Source organism: Mitsuokella sp. AF21-1AC, from assembly GCF_003458855.1.
Classification (GTDB): Bacteria; Bacillota; Negativicutes; order Selenomonadales; family Selenomonadaceae; genus Mitsuokella.
This window is the reverse complement of record NZ_QRVW01000003.1, coordinates 48,273-64,726: the sequence shown is the minus strand read 5'-3', so window position 1 is coordinate 64,726 and position 16,454 is coordinate 48,273. Positions and strand designations below refer to the sequence as shown.

Annotated in this window: 14 protein-coding genes; all 14 read left to right on the top strand. The window is 59.7% G+C overall.

Annotated features, from left to right (window positions below; translation table 11 throughout):
• Positions 1–53 precede the first annotated feature (53 nt).
• The 14 genes from yajC (at position 54) to DWX75_RS01740 (ending at position 16,388) form a co-directional block, all read left to right on the top strand.
• Positions 54–335, top strand: a complete 282-nt coding sequence (gene yajC / locus DWX75_RS01805) for a preprotein translocase subunit YajC (protein ID WP_118014347.1) — start codon at positions 54–56, stop codon at positions 333–335.
• Positions 332–931: a 5-formyltetrahydrofolate cyclo-ligase gene (locus DWX75_RS01800; RefSeq protein WP_233519429.1), complete on the top strand. Its 600-nt coding sequence runs from the start codon at positions 332–334 to the stop codon at positions 929–931. The genes yajC and DWX75_RS01800 overlap by 4 nt, the downstream gene beginning before the upstream one ends.
• Before the next feature lie 30 nt (positions 932–961).
• Entirely contained in the window at positions 962–2,218 is a 1,257-nt protein-coding gene (secD, locus tag DWX75_RS01795) for a protein translocase subunit SecD (RefSeq protein WP_369974324.1), read from the top strand.
• Positions 2,211–3,128, top strand: coding sequence for a protein translocase subunit SecF (secF, locus tag DWX75_RS01790; protein WP_118014345.1), 918 nt, complete (start codon positions 2,211–2,213; stop codon positions 3,126–3,128). Before secD ends, secF begins: the two co-directional genes overlap by 8 nt.
• A gap of 160 nt (positions 3,129–3,288) precedes the next feature.
• The gene (recJ, locus tag DWX75_RS01785; RefSeq protein WP_118014343.1) at positions 3,289–5,280 is read left to right on the top strand and encodes a single-stranded-DNA-specific exonuclease RecJ; all 1,992 of its coding nucleotides are present in this window, start codon (positions 3,289–3,291) and stop codon (positions 5,278–5,280) included.
• Positions 5,281–5,316: 36 nt separating this feature from the next.
• Complete coding sequence (locus tag DWX75_RS01780; RefSeq protein ID WP_118014341.1) at positions 5,317–7,539, top strand: bifunctional (p)ppGpp synthetase/guanosine-3',5'-bis(diphosphate) 3'-pyrophosphohydrolase; 2,223 nt, start codon at positions 5,317–5,319, stop codon at positions 7,537–7,539.
• 119 nt (positions 7,540–7,658) lie between these two features.
• On the top strand, positions 7,659–8,117 hold the full coding sequence (locus DWX75_RS01775; protein WP_118014338.1) for a Fur family transcriptional regulator: 459 nt from the start codon (positions 7,659–7,661) through the stop codon (positions 8,115–8,117).
• Positions 8,101–9,612, top strand: coding sequence for a coproporphyrinogen dehydrogenase HemZ (hemZ, locus tag DWX75_RS01770; protein WP_118014337.1), 1,512 nt, complete (start codon positions 8,101–8,103; stop codon positions 9,610–9,612). Before DWX75_RS01775 ends, hemZ begins: the two co-directional genes overlap by 17 nt.
• 20 nt (positions 9,613–9,632) lie before the next feature.
• Positions 9,633–10,898, top strand: coding sequence for a histidine--tRNA ligase (gene hisS / locus DWX75_RS01765; RefSeq protein ID WP_118014335.1), 1,266 nt, complete (start codon positions 9,633–9,635; stop codon positions 10,896–10,898).
• Positions 10,898–12,709, top strand: a complete 1,812-nt coding sequence (gene aspS / locus DWX75_RS01760; RefSeq protein ID WP_118014332.1) for an aspartate--tRNA ligase — start codon at positions 10,898–10,900, stop codon at positions 12,707–12,709. Before hisS ends, aspS begins: the two co-directional genes overlap by 1 nt.
• A gap of 224 nt (positions 12,710–12,933) precedes the next feature.
• Entirely contained in the window at positions 12,934–13,611 is a 678-nt protein-coding gene (locus DWX75_RS01755; RefSeq protein ID WP_118014463.1) for a WecB/TagA/CpsF family glycosyltransferase, read from the top strand.
• Between the two features lie 159 nt (positions 13,612–13,770).
• Positions 13,771–14,403 carry a phosphatidylserine decarboxylase family protein gene (locus DWX75_RS01750; RefSeq protein ID WP_118014330.1) on the top strand — a complete coding sequence of 211 codons (633 nt, stop codon included), beginning with the start codon at positions 13,771–13,773 and terminating at the stop codon, positions 14,401–14,403.
• Positions 14,403–15,113, top strand: a complete 711-nt coding sequence (pssA, locus tag DWX75_RS01745) for a CDP-diacylglycerol--serine O-phosphatidyltransferase (RefSeq protein WP_118014328.1) — start codon at positions 14,403–14,405, stop codon at positions 15,111–15,113. The genes DWX75_RS01750 and pssA overlap by 1 nt, the downstream gene beginning before the upstream one ends.
• Before the next feature lie 33 nt (positions 15,114–15,146).
• Positions 15,147–16,388, top strand: coding sequence for a glycosyltransferase family 2 protein (locus DWX75_RS01740; RefSeq protein ID WP_118014461.1), 1,242 nt, complete (start codon positions 15,147–15,149; stop codon positions 16,386–16,388).
• Positions 16,389–16,454 lie beyond the last annotated feature (66 nt).

Sequence of the window (16,454 nt, the reverse complement as noted above, 5' to 3'; positions counted from 1 at the left end):
GAACCTGTATCCGTTGGAAGTGTATTCCATATATATGTAAAGGAGTGTTTTTCATGAGTCCAGAAATGCTTGGAACCGTCGGCCCTATCGTGGTCATGATCGCAATCTTCTACTTCCTGCTGTACCGTCCGCAGAAGAAGCAGCAGAAGCAGCGCATGAGTATGCTCGACAGCCTCAAGAAGGGCGACAAGGTCGTCACGATCGGCGGCATCTACGGCACGATCGAGGCCCTGTCGGACAAGTCGCTGAAGCTCAAGGTTGCGGACCGCGTCGTCATTGAAGTGGCGCGTGCGAGCATCAACGCTGTGCTCACGGAGGAAACGGAAGCGAAATGAACGGGCTGTCGCATGAGGCCATGCTGTCCCTGAAGAAAGATCTGCGCCAAAAGATGCTGGCGTTCCGCCGGCAGCTCGCGCCGGCCACGCGGGCCGAAAAGAGCGCCGTCATCCTCGCGCGCCTTTATGAGGAGCCGTCGTTCCAGCAGGCGAAGACCGTTTTTGCCTACGCTTCGATGCCGGACGAGGTGCAGCTCGGCGCGCTGCTCGCATACTGCCTTTCCCACGGCAAGCGCGTGGCGCTGCCGCTCATTACGGGCAAAGGCCTCATGGAGGCCGTGAACCTGCCGGAGCTTTCTGACCTCGTGCCGGGCAAGTTCGGCATCCTGACCGTCCGGCCCGACCGGCAGGAGATCATCCCCGCCGGCGAGATCGACTTTGTCGTCGTGCCCGGCGCGGCCTTCTCGCCTGAGGGGGACCGGCTCGGCCTCGGCGGCGGCTATTACGACCGCTATCTCATGGAGAAGGCACCGCAGGCTTTCCGGGCGGCGCTGACCTTTGATGGCCAGGTCACGGCAGATGTGCCCATGGAGGCGCATGATGCCACGGTCAATTTGATCCTGACGGAAACACGCCGGATCTTGATTCATACATAAAAAAGACCACAAGGAAAGGGTTGTGAAACGTTGAGAAAGAACAGTCTCATCAAACTCATCATCTGCATCGTGGCCATCATCGGTATTTTCCTGGTTGCGGTGAAGCCGCTGGCGAATTCCATCCGCCAGGGCCTTGACCTGCAGGGCGGCACGCACGTCGTGCTCGAGGCCGAGGACACAGATGTAGCAAAAGTCAACGATGACGCGATGAACCGCGTCGTTACGATCATGGAGAAGCGCGTCAACGCGCTGGGCCTCACCGAGCCAATCATCCAGCGTGAGGGCGAGCGCCGCGTCATCATCGAGCTGCCGGGCGTCAAGGACCCGGATGCGGCCATCAAGACCATCGGCAAGACGGCCATGCTCGAATTCAAGGATGAAGACGGCAATACGGTGCTCACGGGTACCGACCTCAAGGATGCTCAGGCTGCGACGAATCAGCAGAATGGCCAGAATGTCGTCAACCTCGAATTCACCGATGAAGGCGCGAAGAAATTCGCTGACCTCACGACGAAGAACGTCGGCCGCACGATTTCCATCCTGCTCGATGGCGAAGTGCTGACGGCTCCGAACGTCCGCGAGCCGATCCTCGGCGGCAAGGCTGAGATCACGGGCCAGAAGACGCTCGAAGAGGCTCAGAACCTCGCCGTCGTACTCAGGAGCGGTGCTCTGCCGGTAAAGGTCAACATCATCGAGACGCGCACGGTCGGCCCGACGCTCGGCCAGGATTCCAAGGATAAGTCGGAATTCGCCTTTGCCGTCGGCCTCGGCGCCGTCCTCCTGTTCATGATTTTCTTCTATCGCATGTCGGGCTTCATCGCCGACGTCGCGCTGATGGCCTACACGATCATGCTGCTCGGCCTCTTGTATCTGCTCGATGCAACGCTGACGCTGCCGGGCGTCGCCGGTATCATCCTGACCATCGGTATGGCCGTCGATGCGAACGTCCTGATCTTCGAGCACTTCAAGGAGGAGTACCAGATTCAGGGCAAGACGCTGCGCATGTCGATGGAATCGGGCTTCAAGCGCGCCTTCACGACGATTTTCGACTCGAATATCACGACGATCATCGCGGCTGTCGTGCTGTTCTTCCTCGGCACGGGCACAATCCGCGGCTTTGCCATCACGCTGGGCCTCGGCACCGTGCTCTCGATGTTCACGGCCATCACGCTGACGCATTACATGCTGCGCCTCATGGTCGATTCCAAGATCTTTGAGAAGCCGGGCGCTTACGGCGTCACGGGCTTCATGCTCTGGAAGAAGGAGGATGTGAAGAAGGATGCCTAAATTCGATATAGCAGGTCATCGGAAAATCTGGTTCCTGATTTCCGCCCTGATCATCATCCCCGGACTCATCTGCATGGCAGTCCGCGGCTTCAATTTCGGTATCGACTTCACGGGCGGTACCATCATCGATCTCAAGTTCAACCAGCCGGTCGCCATCTCCGACATCCGCACGAGCCTTGGCAAGTACGATCTCGACGATGCGACCATCCAGCTCTCGGGTGCGCAGTCCGATGTCCACGAGTCGGAGAATGTCATGATCCGCACGAAGGACCTCGAGGAGGATCAGCGCAAGGAAGTCATGGCGACGCTCAAGAGCGATGTCGGCGACTACCAGGTGCTGCGCGAGGAGAAGGTCGGCGCGACGATCGGCGGTGAGCTCATCACGAATGCGCTGCTGGCCCTGCTCGTCTCGTGGGTACTCATCATCCTCTACGTGGCGTACCGCTTTGAGCTGCGCTTCGGCATTGCGGCCGTGCTCGCCCTCATCCACGATATTCTCATCGTGCTCGCGGTGTTCTCGCTGACGCAGCGCCAGATTGATTCGTCGTTCATCGCGGCCCTCCTGACGATTGTCGGTTATTCCATCAACGATACAATCGTCATCTTCGACCGTATCCGCGAGAATCTCAAGCTGCATTTCCGCCGCGGCGGCGATGTCAACGAACTCGTCAACCGCAGTATCTATCAGACGTTGACGCGTTCTCTCTACACGGTCTTCACGGTCCTCTTCACGACGGCTGCGCTCTACTTCTTCGGTGGCGATACGACGAAGGATTTTGCCTTCGCGCTGCTCGTCGGCTTCAGCGTTGGCTGCTACTCGTCGATCTTCATCGCGAGCCCGCTCTGGATCGTGTTCCGCAACTGGTCGGAGGGCAAACGCCATCAGCCGAAGGCCGCACCGGCCAAATAAATGCCTGGCGAAGATGCCTGAGGCGATAAGATTGTCACCTGGAAGCCTGTTCTGTTAGACAGGCTTCTTTTTTTGTGCTAATATTGATGGGACTGATAGGATTTTACATGGATACAGCGAATACCATAAAGATAAAGAATGTATCGTAACGGGAGTTTTTATGATCAAGCAGTGGAACATGTACGAGCCGATACCGGATCTCGGTTCGTTCGCCAGGGCCATCGGGCAGGATGAGATGATGGCGACGATCCTCTGGCATCGCGGCATACGGGATGCGAAGGAGGCGGAGGCTTTCCTGCACCCTGAGGCGCAGCCCTTTGAAGATCCGTTCCTCATGAAGGATATGGAGAGCGCCGTCGCCCGCCTCACGCAGGCAATGGATAAAGGGCAGCACATCACGGTATACGGCGATTACGATGTCGACGGCATGACGGCGACGTCGCTGATGCTGCTGAATCTGCGTGCCATGGGTGCGCGGGTCGACTTTTACATACCGGACCGCCTGACGGAGGGCTACGGCCTCAACCGGCAGGCACTCGAAGCGCTCGCGGGGAAGACGGATCTTCTGGTGACGGTGGACTGCGGCATCGCCTCGGTCGAAGATGTCGGGGCCATGCAGGGCAGGCTCGACATCATCGTGACGGATCATCATCTGCCGGGGGCGCAGCTCCCGCCGGCCGTGGCTGTCCTCAACCCGCACCGTGCGGACTGTCCGTATCCCGACAAGGAGCTCGCGGGCGTCGGCGTGGCCTTCAAGCTCTGCCAGGCTCTCTGGCAGAGACGCGGGGGGCATGGCGATGCGAGGGGCATCGAGCTCGCGGCGCTCGGCACGGTCGCCGATCTCGTCTCCCTGCGCGGCGAGAACCGCCGCATTGTCAAGGAGGGCCTCCGCCGCATGGAGGAGGAGCCGCTGCCGGGGCTTGCCGCGCTGCTCGAGGTTGCGAATCTCACGGGCAAGCACCTGAACGCCGGCCATGTCGGCTTCATGCTCGCACCGCGCCTCAACGCAGCCGGGCGCATCCGCTCGGCCCGCCAGGGCGTGAAACTCCTGACAGCCGGGAGCCGCGAGGAAGCGGCGCCAATCGCAGAAGAACTCGATCTTCTGAACCGGGAACGCCAGGAGCTTGAGCGCGGCATCGTGCAGAAGGCGGAGGAGAAGCTTGCGCCGGAGGAGCCCTTCTCACTGCCGGCCCTCGTCGTGGCGGGCAGGGGGTGGAACCCCGGCGTCATCGGCATCGCGGCCTCGCGCCTCGTCGACAAGTACTACAAGCCCGCCATCGTGCTGACCATCCAGGGCGATGGCGTCTGCAAGGGCTCGTGCCGCAGCATCAAGGGGCTGCACATGGTTGAGGCCCTGCGCGCCTGCCGGGAGCACCTGCTGCAGTTCGGCGGCCACGAGATGGCGGCGGGGCTTTCCCTCAAGGAAAGCGAACTGCCGGCCTTCCGCGAGGCCTTTGGTGCCTATGCGGCTGCGCATCTCACGGCCGACGATTACCAGCCGAAGGTCGCCGTCGAATTTGAACTGGCGCCTGAGGCCATCACGATCCCGATGGTGGAGGAGCTCGAGAAGCTCGAGCCATACGGCATGGGCAACCCGAAGCCGCTCTTCGGCTGCCGCGATGTGCGCGCGGAAGAGGCCGTGGCCATCGGGCGGGAGCGCAATCACCTGCGCTTCCAGCTCGGCACGCGCGAGCACCGCGTGACGGGGCTCATGTGGAACCGGGCGGAGCTCGCGGGCGTCGTCAATGCGGAGCCCTGCGACCTCGTCTATGCGCCCGCCATCAATGAATGGAACGGCAATCGCAGCGTGCAGTGCTTCGTGGAGGAGCTCAGCCCCGCTGCGTCCGGCAGGGTCTTCCCGGGGAAGGAGACGCTGCGGGATATCTACCGCTTCCTGTATGGCATCCAGCAGCAGAGGGGCAGCATCCCGTTTACGGCGGCCGGTCTCACGGAGGCCTGCAACCGCCTCATGCGGCCCATGGCGTATTTCACCATGGCGATGGGCCTGCGCGTCTTCCAGGAACTCGGGCTTGTGCGCGAGAACCTCGAGGAGACGGGCTACTACCTGCCGCCGCCGTCCGGGAAAATGGATCTTGCCGCCTCGCCGACGTTCCGCCGCTATGCGGAGGGGCGGGGCCTTGAGGATCGCTGAGAGAAGAAGCATCACGTCAATGAGGAGTTGGGACGTATGAACGATAAAGATAAAGAACCGGTGACGATCGACACCATCATCGATAACGTCAGGGCGTATTCGCCGAAGGCCAATCTCGATCTCATCCGCAGGGCCTATGAGATCGCGCAGAAGGCCCATCAGGGGCAGACGCGCGTTTCGGGCGAAGCCTATATCATCCATCCGCTGCATGTCGCGGAAATCCTGACGGAGCTGCATCTCGACGATGTGACCATCAGCGCGGCACTCCTGCACGATGTCGTCGAGGATACGACGTACACGCTCGACCAGATGAAGGAGCTCTTCGGCGAGGAAGTGGCCATGCTCATCGACGGCGTGACCAAGCTCGGCCGCCTGCAGTACAAATCGAAGGAAGAGGCCCAGCTCGAGAGCTACCGCAAGATGTTTCTCGCGATGGCCAAGGACATCCGCGTCATCATGATCAAGCTGGCGGACCGCCTGCACAACATGCGCACGCTCAAGTACATGCGCGAGGACAAGCAGAAGCGCATCGCGCGCGAGACGATTGAGATCTACGCGCCGCTCGCGAACCGCCTTGGCATCTCAAGCATCAAGTGGGAGCTCGAGGACCTCTGCCTGCGCTACCTTGAGCCGGAGATCTACTACGACCTTGTCGAGAACGTCAAGCAGAAGCGCAAGGAGCGCCAGTCCTTCATCGAGACGTCCATCCGGCAGATCCAGGAAAAGCTCGAGGAAGCGCACATTAAGGCCGACATCAGCGGCCGCGCCAAGCATTTCTACAGCATCTACAAGAAGATGAAGCGCGACAACAAGGACCTCAGCGAGATCTACGATCTTTCAGCCGTGCGCGTGCTCGTCGATTCCGTCAAGGACTGCTACGGCGTGCTCGGCGTCATCCATGCGATGTGGAAGCCGATCCCGGGCCGCTTCAAGGATTACATCGCCATGCCGAAATCGAACGGCTATCAGTCGCTGCACACGACGGTCATGACGCGCGGCTATCCGCTTGAGATCCAGATCCGCACGTTCGCGATGCATCAGGTGTCGGAGTACGGTGTCGCGGCGCACTGGAAGTACAAGGAAGCCGGCAAGGGCGCCAAGGCGACGGGCGCCGTCGACCAGAAGATGAGCTGGCTGCGCCAGATGGTCAGCCTGCAGCAGGAGCTCAGCGACCCGAAGGAATACTTCGAGGCCCTCAAGGTCGATATCTTCTCCGACGAGGTCTTCGTCTTCACGCCGAAGGGCGATGTCGTCGATCTGCCGAAGGGCTCCATCCCGATTGACTTTGCCTACCGCATCCACACGGAAGTCGGCCATCACTGCGTCGGCGCCAAGGTCAACGGCAAGCTCGTGCCGCTTGAGTACAAGCTCAAGAACGGCGATATTGTCTCGGTCATCACGAACAAGGCCAACAACGGCCCGAGCCGCGACTGGCTCAACATCGTCGCTTCCTCGGAGACGCGCAGCAAGATCCGCTCGTGGTTCAAGAAGGAGAAGCGCGAGGAGAACATTGAGCGCGGCTTCGAGCTCATCAAGGAGGAGGCCAAGCATCTCGGCTATGCGCCGAAGCAGCTCCTGAAGGAAGGCCGCCTGCAGCAGGTGGCCGACAAGCTCAACATCCAGAGTGAGGATGACCTTTTGGCCGCGCTCGGCTTCGGCGGGCTGACGGTGCGCAGCGTCATGACGAAGCTCATTGAGCTCTACAAAAAGGATCTCAAGGAAGCGACGCCGCCCGATGTCTCGAAGATGCTCTCGGAGCTCAAGACCCCGCAGCACAACGGCAAGCGCAGCCGTTCGAGCCACGGCGTGCTCGTCGAGGGCGAAAGTGGCCTCCTCGTGCGCCTCGCGCGCTGCTGCAACCCGATCCCGGGCGATCAGATCGTCGGCTTCATCACGCGCGGCCGCGGCGTCTCCGTACACCGCGCCGACTGCCCGAACGTCCTGCGCGACAACAATCTCTCGCGCCTCATCGAGGTCAGCTGGGATATCGGCCTCGACAAGGATTACACGGTTGAGATCGAGATCGTCTGCAACGACAAGAGCGGTGCGCTCGCGGAACTTCTGGCCGTGCCGTCGGAGATGAAGCTCAACATCCGCAGCGTCAATGCGAACCCGAACCGCAACAACAAGACATCGACGGTCGTCATGGGCATCGATGTCAAGAGCGCCTCGCAGGTCGCCCAGATCATGACGAAGATGCGCCGTCTCAAGAATGTCTACAGTGTCACGCGCGCCATGGGCCGCAATGCCTCGAACTGAGCGCGCACCCTTGATTGTATTTTCTCTTCGGTTTTGTTATAATGAATACATTTGATGCTTATTTATAATCAACTTATAATCGATAATCAATAAAATCATTGAGGAAAGAGGATCTTACTATGCCACGTACATTTACCATGGAAGATTTAAAACGGAAACTGCAGGAACGCCAGCATAAGATGACGCCGCAGCGCCAGGTCGTGCTGCAGATTTTTCTTGATCACCCGGGCGAACACCTGAGCGCAGAAGATGTGCACGGAATCCTGCGCGACAACAAGTCGGAAATCGGCCTGGCGACGGTGTACCGCAGCCTGGAACTGCTGTCGGATCTCGGCATCCTGCAGAAGATGGAGTTCGGCGACGGCTGCAGCCGCTACGAGGTCAATACGACGGACCCGTCGCAGCACCATCACCATCATCTGATCTGCACGAAGTGCGGCAAGGTCATTGAGTTCGAAGACGATCTGCTGGAGCCGCTGGAGCAGGATATCCAGGAGAAATCCGGCTTCAAGATTTCCGATCATCAGGTCAAGTTCTTCGGCCTCTGCAAGGAGTGTCAGGATGACGCTCAGGGTTAATTCGTTCACACTCAACAACAAGCGCGAGATCACGGACAAGATCGTGCGCGAGGTGCTCGTGCTCTTCAAGGTCGAGGTCGTCGGCCGGCGCGGCGAGGCGGACTTCGCACAGCTCTCCGTTGTCAACCGCCGCCTGCCGGATACGGAGACGGGGCTGCCGCAGGTCGAGAGCGAACTCCTGCTCTTCGATTTGAAGGGCCATGTGCGCCGTTTCGTGCGCCGTGGCACGGGCAAGGCTGACGAGCGCGAGGGGGCGGCCGTCAACCGCCTCATCAAGCTCAATCTCTACCGCATCTTCCGCGAGGAACTCGGCATGCCGGAAGCTCCCTGGGGCATCCTGCACGGCGTGCGCCCGACGAAGATCGTGCATCGCTGGATTCGCGGCGGCCTTACGGAAGAAGCCATCGTCGCAAGGCTCCAGGAAGATTATGCCTGCAGCGAACAGAAGGCCCGCGTCATCACGCCGATGGCCTTCCGCCAGCTGCCGTTCCTCAGGACTTCCGATGAAAAGACCGTCAGCGTCTACGTGGGCATCCCGTTCTGCCTGACGCGCTGCCTCTACTGCAGCTTCCCCTCGAATATCCTGCCCAGGGAAAGCAAATTGCAGGAATTCATGAACGTCTTGACAAAAGATCTTATGGCGGCCCGGGATGCCATCGCGTATTACGGGTTCCGCGTGCAGAATATCTACGTCGGCGGTGGCACGCCGACGAGCCTGCCCGATGAATTTTTTGCTCAAATGCTCGAGATGGTATATAATGCTTTCTATGGACCCGATACCGTGGAGTTCACGGTGGAGGCCGGCCGTCCCGACAGCATCACGCCGGGGAAGATCGAGACGATGAAGAGGCTCTGTGTCTCGCGCGTCAGCGTCAATCCGCAGACCATGCAGCTGCGGACGCTCAAACGCATCGGCCGCCAGCACACGCCCGAAGATGTCGTCGCGATGTTCCATGCCCTGCGCGAAGCGGGCATCCCGCACATCAACATGGACCTCATCCTGGGGCTGCCGGGCGAGACGGCTGAGGATGTGCGCGATACGATGGAGAAGGTCGTGGCGCTTGAGCCCGACGACATCACGCTGCACGCGCTCGCGCTCAAGCGCGGCTCGCGCCTCAAGTGCCTCATGGAGGAGCAGCATGTGGAGCTGCCGTCTGACGAGGAGACGCGCCGCATGTCGGAAGTCGCCATGTCCTATGTGGCAGCTGCCGGCATGAAGCCGTATTACCTTTACCGCCAGGGCTACATGAGCGGCGACCTCGAGAATGTGGGCTGCTGCCGTCCGGGTGCGGAAGGCATGTACAACATCCAGATTATGGAGGAGCATCAGACCATCCTCGGCATCGGCGGGGCGGCCACGACGAAGGTCGTCGATTTCCGCGCGCAGCGCATGAAGTCCTCGTTCAATGCGAAGGACCTCGTGACGTACCTGCGAGATGTGGATATTTACATAGAGAAACGCAGGCAGCTCCTGGAAGATGCCTGCGGAAAATAAGAAACAGGGGGAGAAGACTCATGCTCACCAATGCCCCTCGGGGAACAAAGGACATTCTGCCGGATACCGTCGGCGAATGGAATTACGTGGAACAGAAAATCCGTGAGATTTGCGGCCGTTATGGATTCGAGGAAATCCGCACGCCGCTTTTCGAGCATACGGAGCTGTTTCATCGCGGCATCGGCGAAGGTACCGATGTCGTCGACAAGGAAATGTACACGTTTGAGGACCGCGGCGGACGCAGCATCACGCTGCGCCCGGAGAATACGGCTTCGGCCGTGCGCGCCTACCTGCAGAACAAGCTTTACGGCGATTCCTCGCTCGTCAAGCTCTTTTACATCGGCTCGATGTTCCGCTACGACCGCCCGCAGGCCGGCCGCATGCGCGAATTCCATCAGTTCGGCGTCGAATCGCTCGGCGAGGAGAATCCGATGACGGATGCCGAGGTCATCATGCTGGCCGTGGATTTCCTGCAGTCCCTCGGGCTCAAGGATCTCAAGCTGAGTCTCAACTCCGTCGGCTGCCCGAAGTGCCGCCCGACGTACCGCAAGGTCCTGCAGGACTACTTCCGCGACAAGCTCGATGATCTCTGCGACGACTGCAAGGACCGCTTCGAGCGCAGTCCGCTGCGCATCCTCGACTGCAAGGCCGATGCCGACAAGCCCTTCATGGCAGGCGCTCCGAAGATCACGGACTGCCTCTGCGAGGAGTGCCAGGAGCACTTCCACAAGGTGCAGGAGTACCTGACGGAAGCGGGCATTGCGTTTGAGCTCGACCCGCGTCTCGTGCGCGGCCTCGACTACTACACGAAGACGGCCTTTGAGATCAAGTACGCGCCGCTCGGCGCGCAGAGTGCCGTCGCCGGCGGCGGACGCTACGACGGCCTCATCGAGGAAATCGGCGGCAAGCCGACGCCGGCCGTCGGCTTTGCGACGGGCCTCGAGCGCGTGCTGCTGGCCCTCGAGAAGCAGGGCCTCATTCCCGAGCAGCCGAAAAAGACGGATGCATTCGTCGTGGCACTCGGCGATGCGGCTAAGGCGCCTGCCTTCAAGCTCCTGACGGAGCTGCGCCGCGCGGGCCTCAAGGCTGGCATGGATTATGCCGGCCGCAGCATGAAGGCCCAGATGAAACAGGCAAACAAGGCACATGCCCGCTTTGCGCTGATCATCGGTGAAGATGAAGTCAAGGAATCCTGCGTGATGCTCAAGGATATGGAAAAGAGCGAACAGCAGAAGGTTTCCTTTGATGCTATTATAGAAAAGCTATGTGCTGAGGTGAAAGGTTAATGGAAACATTACAAGGTATGAAGCGCACCCATCATTGCGGTGCCCTTCGCAAGACGGAAGTCGGCCAGGAAGTCGTACTCTGCGGCTGGGTTTCCCGTCGTCGCGATCACGGCGGACTGATCTTCGTCGACATGCGTGACCGTTCGGGCTTTGTCCAGATCGTCTTCGACGAGGCTGCCATGAACGAAGGTACGTTCCACAAGGCAGAGTCCCTGCGCAACGAGTTCTGCATCGCGGTACGCGGCAAGATCCGCGCCCGCAGCGAGGAGACGATCAACCCGAACATCGAGACGGGCGAGATTGAGGTCGTCTGCGCCGAACTGCGCATCCTCAACACCTCGAAGACGCCGCCGTTCTACATCCAGGATGGTGTGGACGTCGACGAGATGGTCCGCCTGAAGTACCGCTATCTCGATCTGCGCCGCCCGGAGATGCAGTACAACATCATCCTGCGTCACCGCGTGACGAAGATCATGCGCGACTTCTTCGACAACCACGGTTTCCTCGAGATCGAGACGCCGATGCTCTGCAAGAGCACGCCGGAAGGCGCGCGCGACTTCCTCGTGCCGAGCCGTGTCAACCCGGGCGAGTTCTACGCCCTGCCGCAGTCCCCGCAGATCTTCAAGCAGCTGCTGCAGGTCGCGGGCTTCGAGAAGTACTTCCAGATCGTCCGCTGCTTCCGCGATGAGGACCTGCGCGCTGACCGCCAGCCGGAATTCACGCAGCTCGATATCGAGATGAGCTTCATGGATCAGGATGATATCCTGACGATGATGGAAGAAATGATCAAGGAGCTCTTCAAGAAGGCCATCGGTGCCGACATCCCGACGCCGTTTGAGCGCATGGAGTGGGATACGGCCATGGACAAGTACGGTTCCGACAAGCCGGATCTGCGCTTCGACATGCCGCTCATGGACATCTCCGAGTACGTCAAGGGCTCGAGCTTCAAGGTGTTCAATTCCGTCATCGAGAACGGTGGCATGGTCAAGTGCATCAAGGTTGACGGCTATGCCGACATCCCGCGCCGCCGCCTCGACGACCTCGTCAAGTTTGTCCAGATCTACGGTGCCAAAGGCCTTGCCTGGATCCAGTACACGGCAGACGGCATCAAGAGCCCGTTCAAGAAGTTCTATGAGGACGAGACGTTCGCCAAGATTGCTGAGGCAACGGGCGCCAAGACGGGCGACCTGCTGCTTGTCGTCGCCGACAAGCGCCTCGTCGTCGACACGGCTCTCGGCCAGCTGCGCCTCGAGATGGGCAAGGAGCGCGGCCTCATCGATCCCGACAAGCTCCGCTTCCTCTGGGTCGTCGACTTCCCGATGTACGAGTGGAGCGACGAGGAGAAGCGCTTCAAGGCCATGCACCATCCGTTCACGGCTCCGCGCGACGAAGATATCAGCCTTCTCAACACGGACCGCATGGGCGATGTCAAGGCCAAGGCCTACGATATGGTCCTCAACGGCGTCGAGATTGGCGGCGGCTCGCTGCGCATCTACAACGCCGATCTGCAGGAGAAGGTCTTTGAGTCCCTCGGCCTCACGCCGGAGCAGGCTCATACGAAGTTCGGCTTCATGATGGATGCCTTCCAGTATGGCACGCCGCCGCATGGCGGCCTCGCCTTCGGCCTCGACCGCCTCGTCATGCTCATGGCGAAGCGCCAGTCCATCCGCGACGTCATCGCCTTCCCGAAGACGCAGAGCGCACGCGACGTCATGTCGAACGCGCCGTCGCCAGTCGACGAGAAGCAGCTGCGCGAGCTTTCCATCCGCACGGCCGTCAAGAAGAAGGAAAACAAAGAGCATAAGGAATAAGGCGTACGCCGGTTCCAGGCTGTAAGGGCCCGGGCAGCATGAGAGGCTGCCCGGGTCTTTTGCATCTTCCGGTTTTTTATGCTACAATCTATAAATACTATAGAGAACAATACAGAGATTCTGCGCGCGTGCGCCGAGGGGAAGACGCGCGCCGCGAATGTACGGAGGGTTACGAAGTGCCAGAGAAAATCGATATCTTGGGCGTGCAGGTTGATCCTGTCACCATGCAGCAGGCCGTCAGGCAGGTGGAAACGTATATGGATGAGCGCAGCGGCGTCATGGTCGCCACGGCCAATGCCGAGATGATCATGCGCGCGACGCACGATGGGGAACTCCTGCATATCCTCAACGACTGCGCCCTCGTCGTGCCGGACGGTGCGGGCACGGTCTGGGCCGCGCATCATCTTGGCCATGAGATGCCGGAGCGCGTGGCCGGGTACGACCTTGCGCAGGAGCTCATGCGCCGTGCGCCGGAGAAGAAGCGCCGCATCTTCTTCTTCGGTTCGGCGCCCGGCGTCGCGGAGCTTGCGAAGAAAAAGGCAGAGACGCTCTATCCGGGCATCGAGATTGTCGGCACGCGCAACGGCTTCTTCGCAGAAAAGGACGAGCCGGAAATCGTCAAAGAGATCCAGGCGGCCAAACCGGATCTTCTGCTTGTGGCACTCGGCGTGCCCAAGCAGGAGAAGTGGCTCTACAAGTACCGCCGGGAACTCGGCGTGCCCGTCTCGATTGGCGTCGGCGGCACGCTCGACGTCATGGCCGGCGTCATGAAGCGCGCGCCGCGCTGGATGCAGAAGGCCAAGCTCGAGTGGCTCTTCCGCGGCATGCTGCAGCCGAAGCGCGCCGGCCGCCTCATGGCGCTGCCGAAATTCGTGCTCAAGGTGCACCGCGCGAAACGCTGAACTTGCGGCTTTTTATGGACAAAGCGGAACCTATCCGTTATAATTGAAAGATAGCAGGCAGGTCAGTGCAAACTGGCCTGCTAAGTCTGTGCGTGATGTCATGTGCCGGCCGTTTTCACGGCGTGGTCATGACTCAAGATTTGTTCAGGAGGTGGAGTTTTGGCTCCGATTATTTCAGAGGGATATCCGTTCATCGGCGGCTGTTTCCTGCTGACTCTGCTCATGGCCTGGTCGATTCATCCTGCCGTGGCGGTCATCCCGTTCGTCCTCATGCTGTACTTCTGTTACTTCTTCCGGAATCCGAATCGCCACATCGTGCTCGATGATACGGCCATCCTGTCGCCGGCCGACGGCACGGTTACGGACATCGTGCCGCTTGAGTCGGACGAATTCGTGCAGGAACCCTGCAACAAGATCATCATTTTCATGTCCGTCTTCAATGTGCACGTCAACAGGAGTCCGATTGCCGGCGAGATCAAGCTCCAGAAGTATTTCTGCGGCCGCTTCCGCCCCGCCTACAAGGATACGGTTGGCTTTGAGAACGAGCATCACCTGCTCGGCATCGAGAATGACCGCGTGCGCATTTCAGTCAAGCAGATCGCCGGCATCCTCGCACGGCGCATCGTTTCGTATGTGACGCTTGACGACAAGCTCCAGCAGGGCGAGCTCTACGGCATGATCAAGTTCGGCTCGTGCCTCGAGGTCGTCATGCCGAAGTCCGTGGAAGTGACCGTCCGGAAGGGTGAAAAGGTCACGGGCGGCAAAACCATTCTTGGGAGGATCAAAGACTGATGGACTATCGCAGGTTAATACCAAATATGTGTACTTCATCGAACCTTGTCTTCGGCATGTGTTCGATTCTTTCCACGTACAGTGGCAATTTCTTCTGGGGCTCGCTCTTCATCCTGCTGGCCCTCGTGGCCGACGGCATGGACGGCCGCACGGCGCGTTTCTTCGGCGTGGCCAGCGAGATGGGCAAGGAGATGGATTCCCTTTGCGATCTCGGCTCCTTCGGCGTGGCGCCGGCCTTCCTCGCCTGGGCCTTCGTGCTGCACAACCACGGCCCGCTCGGCGTGGCCGTCGTCATCTTCTTTGCCATCTGCGGCATGTGGCGCCTCGCGCGCTTCAACGTCAACGCCTCGGTCGTGCACGGCTACTTCATGGGCCTGGCCATCCCGGCAGGCGGCAACATCGTCGCGATGACGACGCTGCTCTTCTACGAGCTCGGCGTCGACCCCATGACGTTCGGCATCGCGTACCCCCTCGTCATGGCTTTTGTCGGCTGGCTCATGGTCAGCCATGTCCATTATCCGAACTTCAAGGGTGATGGGGCGGAGCCTGTCTACCTGCTCTCGAAAGTCATCGCTGTCATCCTGTTCCTCGCCATCCTCTGGCTCGGCCATGCGGCACTCCTGGCGGCTCTTGCGGTTGCCGTATTCTGCACGTATGCGGTACTGGGCATCGTCAATTCTCTGCTGGCAAGTTTTGCAAAGAAAGGCTGATTGTTTTTGTTCACACATCCTTTTGACATCATCATGGTGCCAATGCAGATCCTGATTTTCCTCTTTACGCTCTACTTCTTCCTGATCGGCTTTTGCGGCATGTGGCGCCGCAAGGAGGTAAAGATCAAGACCCCGCGCAAGACGTTCGCGCTTGTCGTCGCGGCGCACAACGAGCATGCCGTCATCGGCCAGCTCGTCGAGAACCTCAAGCAGCTCAACTATCCCAAGGACATGTACGACATCTACGTCATTGCGGACAACTGCTCGGACAACACGGCGGAGATCGCCGAAAAGGCCGGCGCGCTCGTGCACGTGCGCACGCATCCGACGAAGAAGAGCAAGGGCTACGCCCTGCAGTGGATGTTTGACCGCCTGTTCAAGATGGACAAGCAGTACGATGCCGTCTGCGTCTTCGATGCCGACAACCTCGTGCATCCGCAGTTCCTCATGGAGATGAACAACCGCCTCTGCAAGGGCGACAAGGTCATCCAGGGCTACATGGATGCGAAGAACCCGTACGATACCTGGGTGTCGGGCACGTTCGCCATCGCGTTCTGGGTCATCTGCTACATCTCGCATCTCGCGAAGTCGAACATCGGCCTTTCGGCCTGCCTCGGCGGCACGGGCATGTGCTTTGACTCCGAGATCCTCAAGAAGCACGGCTGGCAGGCAACCTGCCTGACGGAGGATATGGAGTTCACGATGAAGTGCATGGCTGAAGGCATCAAGACGAGCTGGGCGCATGACGCCATCATCTACGATGAAAAGCCGCTGACGTTCAAGCAGTCGTGGAACCAGCGCCGCCGCTGGGCGCAGGGCCAGTTCGACGTCGGCAACCGCTTCATCCCGAAAATGCTCAAGGCCGGCTGGAAGCACAAGGACATCCGCATGTGGGATGAATGCATCTACCTCATGCAGCCGCACTTCCTGATGATCTCGACCATCTTCATCGTCATCAGCTACATCCAGCTCGCGTTCCCGCCGTTCTACACGAATATCTACAATTTCATGCCGTCGCAGCTCATGACGGCCATCATGCTCGGCCAGTATATCCTGCCGATGATCATCCTCATCAAGATTCGCGCCAAGTGGAAGTCCTGGCTCTACATGCTCCTGTATCCGGTCTTCATCTATTCGTGGATTCCGATCATCTTCCTCGGCTTCATCCACCGCAATGAACACGAGTGGAGCCATACGCAGCACACGCGCGCCATGAGCATGAACGATATCGTGGGCAACGTCAAGAACACGAAGTCCATCGACAAACAAGAATAAACGCAGCATTGCGTGAAACCTCCCTTGCTTTGCATGAGGGAGGTTTCTTTGCAATCGTTTTCAGGA

Excerpts from the sequence above, each read along its gene's own strand:
- yajC (WP_118014347.1), top strand. The coding sequence starts at position 54 with ATGAGTCCAGAAATGCTTGGAACCGTCGGCCCTATCGTGGTCATGATC.
- DWX75_RS01800 (WP_233519429.1), top strand. The coding sequence starts at position 332 with ATGAACGGGCTGTCGCATGAGGCCATGCTGTCCCTGAAGAAAGATCTG.
- secF (WP_118014345.1), top strand. The coding sequence starts at position 2,211 with ATGCCTAAATTCGATATAGCAGGTCATCGGAAAATCTGGTTCCTGATT.
- recJ (WP_118014343.1), top strand. The coding sequence starts at position 3,289 with ATGATCAAGCAGTGGAACATGTACGAGCCGATACCGGATCTCGGTTCG.
- DWX75_RS01780 (WP_118014341.1), top strand. The coding sequence starts at position 5,317 with ATGAACGATAAAGATAAAGAACCGGTGACGATCGACACCATCATCGAT.
- DWX75_RS01775 (WP_118014338.1), top strand. The coding sequence starts at position 7,659 with ATGCCACGTACATTTACCATGGAAGATTTAAAACGGAAACTGCAGGAA.
- hemZ (WP_118014337.1), top strand. The coding sequence starts at position 8,101 with ATGACGCTCAGGGTTAATTCGTTCACACTCAACAACAAGCGCGAGATC.
- hisS (WP_118014335.1), top strand. The coding sequence starts at position 9,633 with ATGCTCACCAATGCCCCTCGGGGAACAAAGGACATTCTGCCGGATACC.
- aspS (WP_118014332.1), top strand. The coding sequence starts at position 10,898 with ATGGAAACATTACAAGGTATGAAGCGCACCCATCATTGCGGTGCCCTT.
- DWX75_RS01755 (WP_118014463.1), top strand. The coding sequence starts at position 12,934 with ATGCAGCAGGCCGTCAGGCAGGTGGAAACGTATATGGATGAGCGCAGC.
- pssA (WP_118014328.1), top strand. The coding sequence starts at position 14,403 with ATGGACTATCGCAGGTTAATACCAAATATGTGTACTTCATCGAACCTT.
- DWX75_RS01740 (WP_118014461.1), top strand. The coding sequence starts at position 15,147 with ATGGTGCCAATGCAGATCCTGATTTTCCTCTTTACGCTCTACTTCTTC.